The sequence below is a fragment of the Phytobacter ursingii genome, assembly GCF_001022135.1.
In the GTDB taxonomy this organism is placed as follows: Bacteria; Pseudomonadota; Gammaproteobacteria; order Enterobacterales; family Enterobacteriaceae; genus Phytobacter; species Phytobacter ursingii.
In genome coordinates this window covers 145,462-161,909 of record NZ_CP011600.1, presented here as the reverse complement: position 1 = coordinate 161,909, position 16,448 = coordinate 145,462, and the positions used below count along the sequence as shown (strand labels likewise).

The following is a 16,448-nucleotide window of genomic DNA, read 5'->3' as shown; positions in this document are numbered from 1 at the left end:
CAATGGGAAGCGCTCATGATCGATCTTTGAAGGCCCGCAGCAGTCGTGTCACAGACAGGACGAACAAACCGGTCAGCGTGAGGGCTGCGATACCCCAGTACTCTCCGATGAACGCGCCGGCCGTCGTGCCGGCCAGCACAATGGCGAGAATCGGCAAATGGCAGGGACAGGTGAGCACGGCCAGCGCGCCCCACAGGTAGCCGGTGATCGGTTTGTGCGTCTCGGACGGCAAGCGCTCGGGGCTGTTCATGGCAGACTCTCCGCGTGCTGTGCCGGCTCGGTCGGCATGGTGGCCAACTGCACCTCCAGATCGGCCAACGCTTCGCGCCGACGCTCGACGAACTGGCGCAGAACGGCAAGCTGCGCGGCCGCTTCATCGCCGTCCGCAGCATCCAGCGCCCGGCACAGCCGCGCCAGCGCGTCCAGGCCGATGCCCGCCTCGAAGGCCGCCCGCACGAAGCACAGCCGTTGCAAGGCGGCATCATCGAACAGGCCATAGCCGCCCGGGGTGCACGCCACCGGACGCAGCAATCCGCGCAGCAGGTAGTCGCGCACGATATGCACGCTCACCCCGGCATCAAGGGCCAGCCGGGACACGGTGTAGGCGCTCATTGAAAACCTCCTTTTTTTATCCAGCGCAGCAGGAAAGCTGCTTCACGTCCTTGTTGAAGGTCTGCGCCGCAAGCTTCAACCCCTCGACCATTGTCAGGTAGGGGAACAACTGGTCGGCCAGTTCCTGCACCGTCATGCGGTTGCGGATGGCGAGCACCGCCGTCTGGATCAGTTCGCCCGCTTCCGGGGCCACCGCCTGCACGCCGATGAGCCGTCCGCTACCTTCCTCGATGACCAGCTTGATGAAGCCGCGTGTGTCGAAGTTGGCAAGCGCTCGCGGAACGTTGTCGAGTGTCAGCGTGCGACTGTCGGTCTCGATGCCATCGTGGTGCGCTTCCGCCTCGCTGTAGCCCACGGTGGCGACTTGCGGGTCGGTGAACACCACTGCCGGCATCGCGGTCAGATTGAGGGCTGCGTCGCCGCCGGTCATGTTGATCGCGGCACGGGTGCCGGCGGCCGCTGCCACGTAGACGAACTGCGGCTGGTCGGTGCAGTCGCCGGCCGCGTAGATGTTCGGGTTGCTCGTGCGCATGCCTTGGTCGATAACGATGGCCCCTTGCGCATTGACAGTGACCCCCGCCGCGTCCAGCGCGAGGCTGCGCGTATTCGGTGCCCGACCGGTGGCAACCAGCAACTTGTCAGCGCGCAATTCACCGTGTCCGGTGGTCAGCACGAATTCGCCGTTCACATGGGCGACCTGGCTGGCTTGCGTGTGCTCCAGCACCTCGATGCCCTCGGCGCGGAAAGCGGCTGTCACGGCCTCGCCGATGGCCGGGTCTTCCCGGAAGAACAAGGTGCTGCGTGCCAGGATCGTGACCTGGCTGCCGAGCCGGGCAAAGGCTTGCGCCAGTTCCAACGCCACCACCGACGAACCGATCACGGCCAGGCGTGCGGGAATGGTGTCGCTGACAAGCGCTTCGGTGGAAGTCCAGTAGGGTGACTCTTTCAGGCCCGGAATCGGCGGCACGGCCGGACTGGCACCGGTGGCGACCAGGCAGCGGTCGAACGTTACCTCGCGCTCGCCACCCTCGTTCAAACGGACGACCAGGCTCTGGTCGTCCTTGAAACGCGCTTCACCGTGCAAAACGGTGATGGCTGGATTGCCGTCCAGGATGCCTTCGTATTTGGCGTGCCGCAGTTCATCGACACGGGCCTGCTGCTGGGCCAGCAGTTTGCTGCGGTCAATCGCAGGCACAGTTGCCGCAATACCGCCGTCGAACGGACTTTCCCGGCGCAGATGGGCAATATGGGCAGCGCGGATCATGATCTTGGACGGCACACAGCCGATATTGACGCAGGTGCCGCCGATGGTGCCGCGTTCGATCAGCGTGACCGTCGCGCCTTGCTCGACGGCCTTCAGCGCCGCCGCCATCGCGGCCCCGCCGCTGCCAATGATGGCGATATGCAAACCGGCGCCCTCAAGTGCATCACGGATTTTTGGTTCATCTTTGAAATCACCAACCCGGATCGAGCCTTGATAACCCAATGCGGCGATGGCGGCCAGCAGTTGGTTGTGGCTCACGGCGGTGTCTGCCATGACTTGCGCGCGGCTTTCTGGATAGGACACCACAGCGGCATTCACGCCGGGAATCTTTTCCAAAGCATCTTTGACATGGGTGGCGCAGGATGTGCAGGTCATGCCATTCACGGTGATTTCGGTCATTTTTTTACTCCATTGAATTTCGGGGTGCAGCAGGCATCGGCTTGGCGTTTTCGTTGGATGGCGTAGATGGTCAAGCCGATGAAAATCGCCAGCGCAGGCAGCAGCACATAGTCCAGATAGCCGGTCAGCGCGGACAAGCCGACCACACCGAGCAAAATGACCAGAACAGGGGTGAAGCAACACAGCGCCACGAGGGTTGTGCCAATGATGCTGACCCGCAGCAGTGTCTTCGGGTCTTTCATGATCAGTTCTTGACTGATGATGGGTAGCCCGCATCCTCGGTAGCCTTGGTCAGTTTCTGCACGCTGGTCTTGGCATCATCGAAGGTGACCACCGCTTCGCGCGTCTCGAAGGTCACGTCAACTTTACTGACGCCATCGACCTTGGAAATCGCCTTCTTGACAGTGATCGGACAGGCCGAGCAGGTCATGCCCGGTACGGACAGCGTAACGGTCTGGGTGGCGGCCCACACGGGGGCAACAACGGCAGCGAGGGCAAGGGCGGAAAGCAGCTTTTTCATGGTGAACTCCTGTGATCAATAGAAAAATGGCACGACGTAGGGAAATCCGAGCGCGACCAAAACCAGCACGGCCACGCCCCAGAAAATGAGCTTGTAAGTAGCTCGCACTTGGGGAATCGCGCAAACCTCACCCGGTTTGCAGGCGGCTGACGGCCGGTAGATGCGCCGCCAGGCGAAGAACAACGCCACCAGCGCCACGCCGATAAAGATGGGGCGATAGGGTTCCAACACCGTCAAGTTGCCGATCCAAGCGCCGCTGAACCCCAAGGCGATCAGAACCAGCGGCCCGAGGCAGCAAGCCGAGGCGAGGATGGCGGCCAGCCCGCCAGTGAAGAGCGCGCCGCGCCCGTTTTGAGGTTCAGACATACGTTTGTCCTTTCGAATCTGAATTGGATAGCTTAAGCTTACTTCCGTAGTTATGTACGGAGTCAAGCGATATGGAAAACAATTTGGAGAACCTGACCATTGGCGTTTTCGCCAGGACGGCCGGGGTCAATGTGGAGACCATCCGGTTCTATCAGCGCAAGGGCTTGCTCCCGGAACCGGACAAGCCTTACGGCAGCATTCGCCGCTATGGCGAGACGGATGTAACGCGGGTGCGCTTCGTGAAATCAGCCCAGCGGTTGGGCTTCAGCCTGGATGAGATCGCCGAGCTGCTGCGGCTGGAGGATGGCACCCATTGCGAGGAAGCCAGCAGCCTGGCCGAGCACAAGCTCAAGGACGTGCGCGAGAGGATGGCTGACCTGGCGCGCATGGAGGCCGTGCTGTCTGATTTGGTGTGCGCCTGCCATGCGCGGAAGGGGAACGTTTCCTGCCCGCTGATTGCGTCACTGCAAGGGAAGAAAGAACCGCGCAGTGCGGACGCGGTGTAGCCCGAGGGAACTACGCCTTAGCGTGCTTTATTTAATGAGATGGTCACTCCCTCCTTCCCAGTACTATGCTGAGGACAGGCTTTCATTCGGAGAACCATCATGGAAAACATTGCGCTTATTGGTATCGATCTGGGTAAGAACTCTTTCCATATTCATTGTCAGGATCATCGTGGGAAGGCCGTTTACCGTAAAAAATTCACCCGACCAAAGCTAATCGAATTTCTGGCGACATGCCCGGCAACAACCATCGCGATGGAAGCCTGTGGCGGTTCTCACTTTATGGCACGCAAGCTGGCAGAGTTAGGGCATTTTCCAAAGCTGATATCACCGCAATTTGTCCGCCCATTCGTTAAAAGCAACAAAAATGACTTCGTTGATGCTGAAGCTATCTGTGAAGCAGCATCACGTCCATCTATGCGTTTCGTGCAGCCCAGAACCGAATCTCAGCAGGCAATGCGAGCTCTGCATCGTGTCCGTGAATCCCTGGTTCAGGATAAGGTGAAAACAACTAATCAGATGCATGCTTTTCTGCTGGAATTTGGTATCAGCGTTCCGCGAGGTGCTGCCGTTATTAGTCGACTGAGTACCCTTCTTGAGGACAGTAGTTTGCCTCTTTATCTCAGCCAGTTACTGCTGAAATTACAACAGCATTATCACTATCTTGTTGAGCAGATTAAAGATCTGGAATCTCAGTTGAAACGAAAGTTGGACGAAGATGAGGTTGGACAGCGCTTGCTGAGTATTCCCTGCGTTGGAACGCTGACTGCCAGTACTATTTCAACTGAGATTGGCGACGGGAAGCAGTACGCCAGCAGCCGTGACTTTGCGGCGGCAACAGGGCTGGTACCCCGACAGTACAGCACGGGAGGTCGGACGACATTGTTAGGGATTAGCAAGCGGGGCAACAAAAAGATCCGAACTTTGTTGGTTCAGTGTGCCAGGGTATTCATACAAAAACTGGAACACCAGTCTGGCAAGTTGGCCGACTGGGTCAGGGAGTTGTTGTGTCGGAAAAGCAACTTTGTCGTCACCTGTGCTCTGGCAAACAAGCTGGCCAGAATAGCCTGGGCACTGACGGCGCGACAGCAAACTTACGAAGCATAAAGGCAGAAATACACCAGTTTAAACAATCATTCATCTGGTTTTGCGAATACTGATATTGATGATACTAACGGCCCACCGGCCTGTTGAGGAACCTGTAAAACGGAAAGGCTCATTGAAGCCGTATATTTTCTGGAGGTTCATCAGGCGCGGAACTCATCGAGGCGCGGGAATAAAATCCCATTCAGACGCCGGATAGATTCAAGCAAGCCAACTTGTCGTCAAAATCGGTGTTGCAAAAACGGGAGTGACCATAGATTCCGTTTTCTGAGGCGACTCCAACGTCAGAAAAGACCGTGCGGTCGACTTTTGATATTTCGTGCTGTCGCCTTCTGAAAGTGACAACCGGCGCGGCACGGGAATCAAGGCATTGCGATTCTCGAAAATAGTTCTTGAAATTCTATTCTTGATTGCATATCATCTCAACGAGTTTCGATAAGAAAGGATGCGCATGCGACCGTCTGTTGTGCTTGACATGAAGCGAAGCGCAGTGCGTGAAGCGGTAGGCCGCTTTCGCGCCGCGAACCCGCGCGTCTTCGGCTCGGTGCTGCATGGCACCGACCGGGATGGCAGCGACCTCGACCTGTTGGTCGATGCGCTGCCCGGTGCCACGTTGTTGGACTTGGGCGATTTGGAAGAAGAACTGAAATCGCTGCTCGGCGTTGACGTCGATCTGCTGACTCCCGGCGACCTGCCGCCGAAGTTCCGGGCCAAGGTGCTCGCGGAGGCGCAACCGATATGAGCGAGAACCGCCTGCCCGATTACCTCGACCACATTCAGCAGGCCGCAACCGATGCGCGCAGCTTCGTGGAAGGGATGGCCAAGGACGACTTCTTGGCCGACAAGCGCACCCAGCAGGCCGTCATCATGAGCCTGATCGTCATCGGCGAGGCGGCCACAAAGGTGATGGATGGCTACGTCGAGTTCACCCAGGCGCATGCCGACGTGCCGTGGCGCAGCATGCGCAATATGCGTAATCGCATGGCTCACGGCTATTTCGACATCAACCTCGATGTGGTGTGGGAGACGGTACAGGAATGGCTGCCGGCGTTGCTCCAGCAATTGCCCGCCGTGCGTCAGGATGCCGACGATGAAGACCGTAACGACAACTGTGAAAGAGGGATCTCCGATGACTGTTGAATCGAGAATATTTTCTGTAGCCGAGTATGTTCAGCCGTCCGAAGGCGAGCCTATTCGTTCCGTTGTGCTTGAAACCCGAGACTCAATTATCGTGGTTTGGCATGTCCATCCCGGGCAGGAAATTGCGGCTCACATTCATCCTCACGGCCAAGACACGTGGACTGTTTTGTCGGGAATGGCTGATTACTTTCAGGGCAATGGGATTGTTCGTGCCCTCAGGGAAGGTGAGATAGCCGTGGCAAGACCGGGCCAAGTGCACGGGGCGCGAAATACAGGTACCGAGCCATTTGTGTTAGTCTCGGTTGTGGCATCAGCCAATGCCGGTTTCGTATTGGCTGAGCGATAGAGCCCAATCTCTGGAGTTGGTCCAATGAGCGGTCGGGGAGATAGGTAACAGACATGCAGCGGACACGGCTGCTAAACCAGGTCGCAAACCTCCTTGCGTCGCAGCGTGCCGCAAGCGACGCGATCAATCGAATGGGGTCGGCATGAGACTGAACACCATCCAGTTCCCGACCGCGTAGCCGCCTGTCCTGCCGATCAGGTCTTGACCATCGACGCCTGGGATCAGTCCTGAATGTTCTTGGAGACCACTACGTTATGAGCCGCAGCCGCCGCAAAACACCCATCGTCGGGCACACGACCTGCGGCAGCGAGCGCGAGGACAAGAAGCTCTGGCATCAGCGCTGGCGCACCCGTGAGCGCACGGCGCTGACCAGCGCGTCGCCCGAAGCCCTGAGCGCCCATCTGCCCCTGCTGGAAAACCAGGCCAGCAGCGTCTGGTCGATGGGCAAGGATGGCCGCTCCTACTGGCCCGTCAAGCGCCAGGCCGCCACGGCGGATCGCATCGCCAATCACAAGGGACGCAACCCGCAAGAACGCGCCTCCCTGAAAAAGCGCCTGCTGCGCAAGTGGATGAGCAAATGAAGCTCTCCTTCCATCAGCACATTGCGCTGTTCTGGATGATCGGTGCTCCGGGCGTCTTCGCGCCCGTGATCGAGAACGCCAAGCGGCCCGATGCCGGCGCCGTCATGGCGTGGGGTGTCGCGATCGTGGCGGTGATGATCCTCTTCACCCCTTTGCTGCTGCGCTGTCCACCATTCCGGCGCTGGTATGGCCGGACGGATGCGCTGTCGGAGCGGCAGCGCCAGGCGCTTGCCGAGCGCGGCCTGCGCCGCTACTACCAGACCGCTTTCGATGACGGCTACGTGCCCCGCGTGATGCCCTACGTGTGGCGCATCATCTGGACGGTCGGCGGGTTGATGGCTGTGACCGCCGTACTGCCTACCAACACCGGACGGCCAGCCTTCGATGCCTTGGTGGTCTTCTCGACCTGGTATCCGATAGGCGTGATGCTGCTGGTTTTCGCGTCGAGGCCCCTTGGCCGGTTGATTCGCCAAAGAGCACAGGAGCGGCGGAAATGAGCACGTCAACCATCGAGGCGCTGGCCAGCGCCTGGGCAAGGATTGCCGAGGAAGCGGAATTCCCCGCTGACTACGAGGGGACTGCCACACCACAAGCGCATCGGGCTAGCGAAGCTATTCAGGAGCAGATTCGGGAGCGCATCGTCGCCACCAACGACATGCGGCTGTTCAGCCTGCTGCACCTGCTGGGTCAGGCGTCGCTGCGCATGGAGCAAGCGCTGTGGCCGGAGGATTACGAGCGGATGACGCGCGAGGTTGAGGAAGCCCTGCGGCAAGCCACCGACGCCAACGCCAGATCGTACACCCACGAAGAAGTGATGCAGGCGATGCAGGAACGCATCGACCGGGCGCGAGACAAGCCATGTTGATTGGCTATGCGCGCGTCTCGACGCAGGATCAGAACCTGGAGCTGCAACGCGAAGCCTTGAGCAAGGCCGGATGTAAAAAGGTCTTCGAGGACAAGGTGAGTGGCACGCGGGCAGACCGGCCTGGCTTGGCCAAGACGCTCGAAATGCTGCGCGAAGGCGATACTTTGGTCGTCTGGAAGCTCGACCGGCTGGGCCGGTCGGTCAAGCAACTGGTCGATCTGGTCGGCGATCTGCACAAGCACGGTGTCCAGTTCAGGAGCCTCACCGACTCCATCGACACCGGCACACCATCCGGGCGGTTCTTCTTCCACGTCATGGCGAGCCTTGCCGAAATGGAGCGCGAGCTGACCGTCGAGCGCACCCGCGCCGGGCTGGAAGTCGCCAAGCAGCTCGGCCGCAAAGGCGGCCGCAAGCCGAAGATGACCGACAGCAAGATCGAGTCGGCCAAGAAGCTGCTGGCCAGCGGGGTGCCGCCCAAGGACGTGGCCAAGAACCTCGGCGTGTCCATTCCGACGCTGTACCGCTGGGTGCCAGCCTCCACGCACGCTTAGCGTGCTTTATTTAATGAGATGGTCACTCCCTCCTTCCCAGTACTATGCTGAGGACAGGCTTTCATTCGGAGAACCATCATGGAAAACATTGCGCTTATTGGTATCGATCTGGGTAAGAACTCTTTCCATATTCATTGTCAGGATCATCGTGGGAAGGCCGTTTACCGTAAAAAATTCACCCGACCAAAGCTAATCGAATTTCTGGCGACATGCCCGGCAACAACCATCGCGATGGAAGCCTGTGGCGGTTCTCACTTTATGGCACGCAAGCTGGCAGAGTTAGGGCATTTTCCAAAGCTGATATCACCGCAATTTGTCCGCCCATTCGTTAAAAGCAACAAAAATGACTTCGTTGATGCTGAAGCTATCTGTGAAGCAGCATCACGTCCATCTATGCGTTTCGTGCAGCCCAGAACCGAATCTCAGCAGGCAATGCGAGCTCTGCATCGTGTCCGTGAATCCCTGGTTCAGGATAAGGTGAAAACAACTAATCAGATGCATGCTTTTCTGCTGGAATTTGGTATCAGCGTTCCGCGAGGTGCTGCCGTTATTAGTCGACTGAGTACCCTTCTTGAGGACAGTAGTTTGCCTCTTTATCTCAGCCAGTTACTGCTGAAATTACAACAGCATTATCACTATCTTGTTGAGCAGATTAAAGATCTGGAATCTCAGTTGAAACGAAAGTTGGACGAAGATGAGGTTGGACAGCGCTTGCTGAGTATTCCCTGCGTTGGAACGCTGACTGCCAGTACTATTTCAACTGAGATTGGCGACGGGAAGCAGTACGCCAGCAGCCGTGACTTTGCGGCGGCAACAGGGCTGGTACCCCGACAGTACAGCACGGGAGGTCGGACGACATTGTTAGGGATTAGCAAGCGGGGCAACAAAAAGATCCGAACTTTGTTGGTTCAGTGTGCCAGGGTATTCATACAAAAACTGGAACACCAGTCTGGCAAGTTGGCCGACTGGGTCAGGGAGTTGTTGTGTCGGAAAAGCAACTTTGTCGTCACCTGTGCTCTGGCAAACAAGCTGGCCAGAATAGCCTGGGCACTGACGGCGCGACAGCAAACTTACGAAGCATAAAGGCAGAAATACACCAGTTTAAACAATCATTCATCTGGTTTTGCGAATACTGATATTGATGATACTAACGGCCCACCGGCCTGTTGAGGAACCTGTAAAACGGAAAGGCTCATTGAAGCCGTATATTTTCTGGAGGTTCATCAGGCGCGGAACTCATCGAGGCGCGGGAATAAAATCCCATTCAGACGCCGGATAGATTCAAGCAAGCCAACTTGTCGTCAAAATCGGTGTTGCAAAAACGGGAGTGACCATAGATTCCGTTTTCTGAGACGACCCCTGGCTGAACGATGTCAGAAAAGGAATAGCGCCCGGAATGACGGGAACGCCGCAGGGTTGCAGGTATTCCAGCGCCGCGCGATATTCACTCTCACTTTCACTTACCCCCGCAAACACCACCGCCATTTTATCTGTCGAATGCCCTTTGTTACGCAGCGCGTTTATAGCGGGTATGGCTTAGCAGCTACCGTGTTAAGTTCCCTGGTGTTGCTGAAATAACTGAAGAACATCCCCCTAAGCGTCAGCAGCAAGCTGCCGCCGCTAAGGCCCCGGAAATCACGCCCTTTACGTCGTAAACGCCGTAAAGCCCGCTCACCGGGGTTAAAAGGGATTACTTTAACTTCTTCATTGCTGTAAGCGGGTTAAGGCTAATCAGGGCAGGGGGAAGGGTGGCAGAATTTATAGCCAGGTAACCGGCTACGCCGGGCTTTCGGCGCCATTTGACTCCACTGATACATGCAGCTTCATCTGGCGCCTCCATGCCGCTAACGCGGCATCCGATGCTGTAGTCTTTAATGTCTGCTTTGTGCCAAATGCTGACGCTCAGGAATTGAGTTTCAGGTACTTTAAAAGCGAGGCTAGCGACTTGACAGGTCCAGCGTGACAACTAGGTGAGCGGGTTTCATCCCAGGGCATTGCATCATCAGTGCAGAAGTCTCCTGCACATTCCATTTCAAGACGTTCGTCAATTAAACCGACAGGAACCCAGACATAAGGTACGTCTCGCAGACTGTTAGGCACAGTTGAGCCACATACATTGCAAAAATCTGTACGGTACCCCGTTGGCTTAGACCATGAAGCAATGCAATTTTCCCCTTTAATCCAGCGAAACTCGCTGTCTTTGACTAGTGTGGCGAGATTGTAACCTACGCCGCTCTGCTTTCTGCATAGCGAGCAATGACAACGATAAAACACTGCTGGTTTATGAGTAAGTTCAAATTCAATTGTTCCACACAAACAAGATCCATTCATTTCAAAACCATTCCTGCAAGGCCTAAGAGATTTTATGAAACATTACCATCTTTTTTGTACTGAATAGGAGCGCTCTTTTTGGCAACTCAAAATCAGCTATCAGTCGGTCTGAATACCGCCTTTATCATCTGAGCGGGCTGGGCGTAAAACGCAGGCGACGTCGTAAAGGGCTGGCAACAGAACGTCTGCCGCTGCTCCGTCCGGCGGCGCCCAACCTGACCTGGTCGATGGATTTTGTCATGGACGCACTGGCCACCGGTCGCAGGATCAAGTGCCTGACCTGTGTGGACGACTTCACGAAGGAGTGTCTGACAATGACCATCGCATTCGGGATTTCAGGCGTTCAGGTCACGCGTATTCTGGACAGCATTGCACTGTTTCGAGGCTATCCGGCGACAATAAGAACTGACCAGGGGCCGGAGTTCACTTGCCGCGCACTGGATCAATGGGCTTTTGAGCATGGTGTTGAGTTGCGCTTAATCCAGCCGGGCAAGCCAACGCAGAACGGATTTATTGAGAGCTTTAACGGACGATTTCGCGATGAATGTCTGAATGAGCACTGGTTCAGCGATATCGTTCATGCAAGGAAAATCATTAATAACTGGCGGCAGGATTATAACGAGTGTCGTCCACATTCAGCACTGAATTATCAGACGCCATCAGAGTTTGCAGCACGGTGGCGGAATGGAAAATGTGAAGGTAAACAAACCGGTAATGGTGCCAACTTACTGATTTAGTGTACGATGGTGTTTTTGAGGTGCTCCCGTGGCTTCCATCTCCATCAGTTGTCCCTCCTGCTCAGCTACTGAAGGCGTGGTGCGTAACGGTAAAAGTACTGCCGGACATCAGCGCTATCTCTGCTCTCACTGCCGTAAAACATGGCAGCTACAGTTCACTTACACCGCCTCTCAGCCCGGTACACACCAGAAAATTATTGATATGGCCATGAATGGCGTCGGATGTCGCGCCAGTGCACGCATTATGGGCGTTGGCCTCAACACGATTTTACGACACTTAAAAAACTCAGGCCGCAGTCGGTAAACTCACGCATACAACCGGGCAGTGACGTCATTATTTGCGCGGAAATGGACGAACAGTGGGGTTACGTCGGCGCTAAATCACGCCAGCGCTGGTTGTTTTACGCGTATGACAGGATACGGAGGACGGTTGTGGCGCACGTATTCGGTGAACGCACGTTGGCCACGCTGGAGCGTCTTCTGGGCCTGCTGTCGGCCTTTGAGGTCGTGGTATGGATGACGGATGGCTGGCCGCTTTATGAATCACGCCTGAAGGGAGAACTGCACGTTATCAGCAAGCGATATACGCAGCGCATTGAGCGGCATAACCTGAATCTGAGGCAGCATCTGGCAAGGCTGGGCAGGAAGTCACTGTCGTTCTCAAAATCGGTGGAGCTGCATGACAAAGTCATCGGGCATTATCTGAACATAAAACACTATCAGTAAGTTGGAGTCATTACCGCGCATTGAGCGGCATAACCTGAATCTGAGGCAGCATCTGGCAAGGCTGGGCAGGAAGTCACTGTCGTTCTCAAAATCGGTGGAGCTGCATGACAAAGTCATCGGGCATTATCTGAACATAAAACACTATCAGTAAGTTGGAGTCATTACCGTGTTATGTTAGGTATAGGATTACGTCATTTTAAGATTACTAGGAGTTGTTACCAATGATTGAATTGTATTCAAGAGGTATAAAACTGGATGACCTTCAATTTATAACAGATGAACTTAAGGAAGGAGCGCGAGCAGGGCATTATGCGAAGGAATTACTAGACCCGGTATCATTTAACGGGCTTGTAGAGAGCCTTAGAAAAACTATTTCGATGATTGAGTCAGGTACGGAAATGGCCGACTATATTTACATTCTAGCCGAGCTTCATACAGATAAGCCTGTTGGTTATATCTGGTTCCAGACACAGGCCGCCCCGAATGGATTTTTATTTCTTGAGATAAAGGCTTTTGGCGTAGGAGAAAAGTTTCGAGGGGATGGTATCGCTTCACAATTCCTGTCTGACTTTCTCCACCTTTTTGCCAAACATCCACTTGAAGCCAGATGCTTCTCATCTTCGTCACAAATGGCCGAGATGCTCAAGAGGCGAGGATTTACACTCGATGCTGTATTGCCATCAGGAACTCAGGTTTTGATCAGAAGACCTTTGTTATAAATGACGTGACACCGTAACAAGAAAACATTGCTTAACGTGAGTTTTCGTTTCACTGAGCGTCAGACCCCTAACACACCATAATCACTAAAAAGGGGGGCTTTTGACGCAAAATCGAAGCGAAACCGGAAACTTGATTTTGTTAACAAATTAGCAACAAAAAAATAGCCGTAAATGACTCTAAAAAGATGATCTTTTAGGAGATTGAAGGGCATTTCAGGACGAACCCTGATCGCGTGGTGCCGATAACGTCCATTATGTTAAATCGAGGCGTTTTTGAGGAATTTTTCACTTCGAAAGCACATTTTGTCCATGATGGGGCGGGGACGGTTCGAACGGCAGCAGGAGACACTATATACGGTAGCAGTCGCAGCTGGTTTGGATACCATATATTGATTATCCACAGAATCAGGGGATAAGTACGGGATAACTGGACCACCCACCTGTATGTCTAGGTTTCCCGATGCTTTATCTTTGTGTTAGTGAGAATAACGTCAGTACAATGACGATTCCTATATAATGTTTTTCCCCGATAACTCCCACGGAAGCCGGTAGTGAACATCAGCGAAGTAACTAAATGGAAAGATTTTGCGCACCCGGACGGTGAAACGCGTGATCTATCCTTCCTCGATGCTCATGAGGTGACGTATACGCATACCGCACCCGGCAAGCCGGACAAGGTTTATCGTTTTCTCGTCACATATTCATGTCATTGTTTCTGTAAGGATTACGAGTACCAGTCAGATGAGGATAAAGCGGCGTTGATGTATCATGCCGTGAAGGAGAGCCGTCCATTCTGCGAACGTCGCTACCAGCTCGCCAGGCAACATCTGCGGGGTATTATAGAAACGCTGGGGCAAAGAAAAGTGATCCACGCGGGTTACGGGAGTTATGCCACGGTTGAGGTTCAACTCGCGAACGGCGAGACGGAACATTATTTTGTGGCTTTTAAAGCGTTCCGGGAGAAGAAAAAACTGCGCCTTCACATCAGTAGCGCTTACCCGGTGGAAATAACTTCACGCGGAAAATCGGTTAGTTTCTTCGTCATTGCGCACAACCTGCTTACAGGAAAGCCACTTCCTCAACCCCCAAAATAACAAAACCCACCTCTAGGGTGGGTTTCGCCAGGTAGTTAAACCTGGTATTCAGAGCGCCATTACCGGACTTGGCCTGGACCAGTGATAGGAACTGCTTACTAACGCTGGTTGCGGGATGTCTGAATTGCTTCAGTCTGCTGCATCCTTACGGAAGACTTCACTCTTCCGTGAAGTAATAATACTACCCTAATACTGGTTGATCAACTTAAGGTTACTTTTAGCGGTTACAGGCTAACTTCTTATCGGTCTCTTGCAGCCCTTACCAGTTGCGGGTTGTTGCGGGTACTAAGCTGATAGAACCTAAAGTCTAAACTGGTCTATCGTCGAACTCGCCTGTTCTGGCATCGGTGACAATGTGCGTCACCACGCCCCAGATCTCGATACCTTCATCCTCATTATCCGGCAGGGCGCGGACGTTCTCCGGCCTGTCCAGCTCCTGTAGATATCTGGTCGGATGGAGACGCAGTCGCATGATCCGGAATTCATCTTCCAGCACACAGAGCACCAGGGAGCCGTCAACCGGCCGCGCGCCGAAATCCACGATCAGCAGCGAATCCTGCCTGATGCCCTCCCGGAATGAGATGCAGTCGCTGCGGAACAGGAACACGCCCGGACGCCCGGTTTTACAGTAGCTGTCCAGCGAGAGGCGACTTTCCTGGTAATCCATTGCCGGTGATGGAAACCCCATATCAGCGCCCTCCGTTCGGATTAAACAGCTGGAACGTCCGGTTTTCTCCCTCATTAGGGGAGACGTCCCGGAACACCGTTACATACGTTTCTATCCACTGGTTAGCCTGGCGGGGCGTCCAGTGCCAGTTGAACTTGTGCAGCTCCCGGACAAAGGCTGCGGTCGTTACGGTCTGACGGCCATCCTGTTCGCGGGTGATGGCCGCACGCCAGGCAGCGTCAATTTCATAGCGTCGTGGCATCAGATTAACCTCTTTATACTGTATATACATACAGTATAAAGGGCGGTGGAATTTCTGCAAGTGATGGGGAAGTGCCGGTCAGAACATCCCCGAAAACAAACCGCCCCCGGATTCAGGAAGGGCGAACTGACCGGCTGTGGCAGTGTAACACCGCACGCCACAAAGGCAGCACTGACGTCGTCAGTGCTTTTTTTTACCTGTCCTCCGGACGCTGAAAGGCGGTTTCACCCGTGCAGCTAAAGGGGCGGTAAGTCCGGGTGTGCACATCGTCATTTTCTCCTGTGATGCCTTTCTCCTGCGTATCAGCTTCCGGTAATCGTCCCCCGTCACAACCTGGTCAGCAAGGGTAAATGGCACGCTGCGCGCCCTTGCTGACCAGAACGACTCCGGGCAGGCCGAACCGTCAGGTGATACGAAGACGAAATTCACACTGACGGAGAAACGACCATGACGATGAAACTGCACACCCCGACAACCGCCCCTAAAGCTGCACCGGCGACCAGCGTATCCCCGCTGGAGCAGTCAGGCTCCCCAAAAACGAAATTTCCTGAAATCAAAACCGTCAAAACGGCGGTGGTTAAACTGATCAGCGACATCGAGGGCAACGGCCGTTAAGGTGCACCGGCACGCCCTGGTTTATCAGATACGTCACGGCGGTGTAGCGGTCGCTGTTCGCCTTTTCGTCGGCCACCACGCGCACGGCCACGCCGCGCCGGTTAGCACCGGCGAGCGCCGTCGCGACCGGCTTACTGGTGAAGCTGTAGGCCGCGACGTCAATGCTCTGCCTGGCGTTGTTTATGGCGCCGAGCACAATTTCAAGAGCAGGGCGCCCGTCAGACGGCGAAAAACCCGCCGTCAGGACGGGCGCGGCGGTGGCGAACACGGGCACGCAGAGGGCGGCGGCCAGCACCAGAAGGGTGGTTTTACGCATAGTTGTCCAGCTCCAGGCTTTTCAGTTCATCGAGGGTGTAAAAGCGGAAAACGTCGCGGTGTTTTGCCTCCAGTTGCACATGCTGGTTTTTCACGATCACGCTGGCGATGCTGTCGAAAATAATCTTCAGGGCGCGCTTTTTCGCCTCGTCCGGGGCGACGTAAAACGCGTACCGCCATTTTTTATCGCTGATAGCCAGCAGGTGGCTCGCCATGATGGACTGATAATGTAGTGCGTCATCTGCTGCCCGTTCTTTTTCCCGCCAGGTAAGCCGGTATTTGATGGCATAAGCCCGACTTCCTCCATCTTCGCGCCCCATACACGATCATGATAGCCGCCCCGGCATTTTTTAACGGGGCGTAATGCTGCCACACGTGCACCATTTCATGCACCAGTGTTGACAGAGTATCGGCCACCGAAGTAATCGGGATTCATCGCCAGCTCCGATACGCTGGATTCCCCTGTGAAGCGTTCAGGCGCGAAATAACCAAAGGTGTTACGACCGCGCTGTAACGTAATCAGCAGATCCGGCAGAGCCTTATCAAAGAGGGAAAGATTGAACCAGTCATAAGCCTGTTGAAGCTCACTGTATGCCTTAATTGGCCCAACGGGAGCGAACGCGCAATTTCACGACATTTGCTGATATCCGAAAGCGAGCGTTTTCGTACACTGCTTACAGTACCTGTCCAAAACTTAGTGAAATTAGTTTCGTACATGCGTTATAATTCGT

24 protein-coding genes and 3 pseudogenes are annotated in these 16,448 nt (G+C 55.0%); 16 read left to right on the top strand and 11 right to left on the bottom strand.

What is annotated here, in order from left to right; translation table 11 throughout:
- Positions 1-13 precede the first annotated feature (13 nt).
- From merE to merT, 6 genes are read right to left on the bottom strand one after another with little or no spacing between them, the layout of a single operon-like run.
- A complete protein-coding gene (gene merE, locus AB182_RS01670; protein WP_001087809.1) occupies positions 14-250 on the bottom strand; it encodes a broad-spectrum mercury transporter MerE in 237 nt (78 codons plus the stop codon).
- Positions 247-612 carry a mercury resistance co-regulator MerD gene (gene merD, locus AB182_RS01665; protein WP_003465059.1) on the bottom strand — a complete coding sequence of 122 codons (366 nt, stop codon included), beginning with the start codon at positions 610-612 and terminating at the stop codon, positions 247-249. Before merD ends, merE begins: the two co-directional genes overlap by 4 nt.
- A 16-nt stretch (positions 613-628) precedes the next feature.
- Entirely contained in the window at positions 629-2,275 is a 1,647-nt protein-coding gene (merA, locus tag AB182_RS01660; RefSeq protein WP_000136268.1) for a mercury(II) reductase, read from the bottom strand.
- Positions 2,272-2,517 carry a mercury resistance system transport protein MerF gene (gene merF / locus AB182_RS01655; protein ID WP_000654684.1) on the bottom strand — a complete coding sequence of 82 codons (246 nt, stop codon included), beginning with the start codon at positions 2,515-2,517 and terminating at the stop codon, positions 2,272-2,274. Before merF ends, merA begins: the two co-directional genes overlap by 4 nt.
- A gap of 2 nt (positions 2,518-2,519) precedes the next feature.
- Positions 2,520-2,795: a mercury resistance system periplasmic binding protein MerP gene (gene merP, locus AB182_RS01650; RefSeq protein WP_000735441.1), complete on the bottom strand. Its 276-nt coding sequence runs from the start codon at positions 2,793-2,795 to the stop codon at positions 2,520-2,522.
- A gap of 15 nt (positions 2,796-2,810) precedes the next feature.
- Entirely contained in the window at positions 2,811-3,161 is a 351-nt protein-coding gene (merT, locus tag AB182_RS01645; RefSeq protein ID WP_001294667.1) for a mercuric ion transporter MerT, read from the bottom strand.
- Positions 3,162-3,232: 71 nt separating this feature from the next.
- Here merT and merR point away from each other — a divergent pair, with 71 nt between their 5' ends.
- From merR to AB182_RS01595, 10 genes are all read left to right on the top strand, one after another.
- Complete coding sequence (gene merR / locus AB182_RS01640; RefSeq protein WP_000429838.1) at positions 3,233-3,667, top strand: Hg(II)-responsive transcriptional regulator; 435 nt, start codon at positions 3,233-3,235, stop codon at positions 3,665-3,667.
- Positions 3,668-3,766: 99 nt separating this feature from the next.
- Positions 3,767-4,771: an IS110-like element IS5075 family transposase gene (locus AB182_RS01635; RefSeq protein WP_000427614.1), complete on the top strand. Its 1,005-nt coding sequence runs from the start codon at positions 3,767-3,769 to the stop codon at positions 4,769-4,771.
- A 448-nt stretch (positions 4,772-5,219) separates the two neighbouring features.
- A complete protein-coding gene (locus tag AB182_RS01630; RefSeq protein ID WP_001247892.1) occupies positions 5,220-5,510 on the top strand; it encodes a nucleotidyltransferase family protein in 291 nt (96 codons plus the stop codon).
- Entirely contained in the window at positions 5,507-5,908 is a 402-nt protein-coding gene (locus tag AB182_RS01625) for a HepT-like ribonuclease domain-containing protein (protein WP_001293886.1), read from the top strand. Before AB182_RS01630 ends, AB182_RS01625 begins: the two co-directional genes overlap by 4 nt.
- Positions 5,898-6,254, top strand: a complete 357-nt coding sequence (locus tag AB182_RS01620; RefSeq protein WP_000215515.1) for a cupin domain-containing protein — start codon at positions 5,898-5,900, stop codon at positions 6,252-6,254. Before AB182_RS01625 ends, AB182_RS01620 begins: the two co-directional genes overlap by 11 nt.
- A gap of 254 nt (positions 6,255-6,508) precedes the next feature.
- Positions 6,509-6,835 carry a hypothetical protein gene (locus AB182_RS01615; RefSeq protein WP_003100858.1) on the top strand — a complete coding sequence of 109 codons (327 nt, stop codon included), beginning with the start codon at positions 6,509-6,511 and terminating at the stop codon, positions 6,833-6,835.
- Positions 6,832-7,332, top strand: coding sequence for a hypothetical protein (locus AB182_RS01610; RefSeq protein ID WP_003100856.1), 501 nt, complete (start codon positions 6,832-6,834; stop codon positions 7,330-7,332). The genes AB182_RS01615 and AB182_RS01610 overlap by 4 nt, the downstream gene beginning before the upstream one ends.
- A complete protein-coding gene (locus tag AB182_RS01605; RefSeq protein ID WP_003100853.1) occupies positions 7,329-7,700 on the top strand; it encodes a hypothetical protein in 372 nt (123 codons plus the stop codon). The genes AB182_RS01610 and AB182_RS01605 overlap by 4 nt, the downstream gene beginning before the upstream one ends.
- Positions 7,694-8,251: a recombinase family protein gene (locus AB182_RS01600; protein ID WP_003100847.1), complete on the top strand. Its 558-nt coding sequence runs from the start codon at positions 7,694-7,696 to the stop codon at positions 8,249-8,251. The genes AB182_RS01605 and AB182_RS01600 overlap by 7 nt, the downstream gene beginning before the upstream one ends.
- A gap of 78 nt (positions 8,252-8,329) precedes the next feature.
- Positions 8,330-9,334 (top strand): IS110-like element IS5075 family transposase, encoded by a 1,005-nt coding sequence (locus AB182_RS01595; RefSeq protein ID WP_000427614.1) that lies wholly within the window; start codon positions 8,330-8,332, stop codon positions 9,332-9,334.
- A gap of 819 nt (positions 9,335-10,153) precedes the next feature.
- On the opposite strand, the gene AB182_RS29935 is transcribed toward AB182_RS01595, so the two are convergent.
- Entirely contained in the window at positions 10,154-10,582 is a 429-nt protein-coding gene (locus AB182_RS29935; protein ID WP_071845816.1) for a GFA family protein, read from the bottom strand.
- Between the two features lie 113 nt (positions 10,583-10,695).
- On the opposite strand from AB182_RS29935, the pseudogene AB182_RS01590 reads away from it, so the two are divergent.
- The 5 genes and pseudogenes from AB182_RS01590 to AB182_RS01575 all read left to right on the top strand — a co-directional run.
- Positions 10,696-11,319, top strand: a pseudogene (locus tag AB182_RS01590) (IS3 family transposase); the annotation flags it as partial.
- Positions 11,320-11,347: 28 nt separating this feature from the next.
- Positions 11,348-12,045, top strand: a protein-coding gene (locus AB182_RS01585; RefSeq protein WP_223883544.1) for an IS1 family transposase whose coding sequence is annotated in 2 segments (ribosomal slippage) — positions 11,348-11,597 and positions 11,597-12,045 — 699 coding nt in all. Because the reading frame shifts where the segments join, the coding sequence is not laid out codon by codon here.
- Between the two features lie 16 nt (positions 12,046-12,061).
- A pseudogene (locus AB182_RS29925) lies at positions 12,062-12,196 on the top strand (IS1 family transposase); the annotation flags it as partial.
- Positions 12,197-12,266: 70 nt separating this feature from the next.
- The gene (locus AB182_RS01580; RefSeq protein ID WP_047368863.1) at positions 12,267-12,764 is read left to right on the top strand and encodes a GNAT family N-acetyltransferase; all 498 of its coding nucleotides are present in this window, start codon (positions 12,267-12,269) and stop codon (positions 12,762-12,764) included.
- Positions 12,765-13,315: 551 nt separating this feature from the next.
- Entirely contained in the window at positions 13,316-13,858 is a 543-nt protein-coding gene (locus AB182_RS01575; protein ID WP_047368862.1) for a stationary phase growth adaptation protein, read from the top strand.
- 307 nt (positions 13,859-14,165) lie between these two features.
- Here the strand turns inward: AB182_RS01575 and AB182_RS01570 are convergent, their stop codons facing one another.
- Both AB182_RS01570 and AB182_RS01565 read right to left on the bottom strand, forming a co-directional pair.
- Positions 14,166-14,546: a HumD family translesion DNA polymerase gene (locus AB182_RS01570; RefSeq protein ID WP_047368861.1), complete on the bottom strand. Its 381-nt coding sequence runs from the start codon at positions 14,544-14,546 to the stop codon at positions 14,166-14,168.
- A 1-nt stretch (position 14,547) separates the two neighbouring features.
- Positions 14,548-14,787, bottom strand: a complete 240-nt coding sequence (locus tag AB182_RS01565) for a hypothetical protein (protein ID WP_017694266.1) — start codon at positions 14,785-14,787, stop codon at positions 14,548-14,550.
- A 447-nt stretch (positions 14,788-15,234) separates the two neighbouring features.
- On the opposite strand from AB182_RS01565, the gene AB182_RS32475 reads away from it, so the two are divergent.
- Positions 15,235-15,402 carry a hypothetical protein gene (locus AB182_RS32475; RefSeq protein WP_158276538.1) on the top strand — a complete coding sequence of 56 codons (168 nt, stop codon included), beginning with the start codon at positions 15,235-15,237 and terminating at the stop codon, positions 15,400-15,402.
- On the opposite strand, the gene AB182_RS01560 is transcribed toward AB182_RS32475, so the two are convergent.
- Positions 15,374-15,718, bottom strand: coding sequence for a phospholipase D-like domain-containing protein (locus tag AB182_RS01560; protein ID WP_226852965.1), 345 nt, complete (start codon positions 15,716-15,718; stop codon positions 15,374-15,376). The two genes, AB182_RS32475 and AB182_RS01560, sit on opposite strands and share 29 nt — an antisense overlap.
- A 174-nt stretch (positions 15,719-15,892) precedes the next feature.
- Positions 15,893-16,318, bottom strand: a pseudogene (locus AB182_RS32835) (SprT-like domain-containing protein); the annotation flags it as partial.
- Positions 16,319-16,448 lie beyond the last annotated feature (130 nt).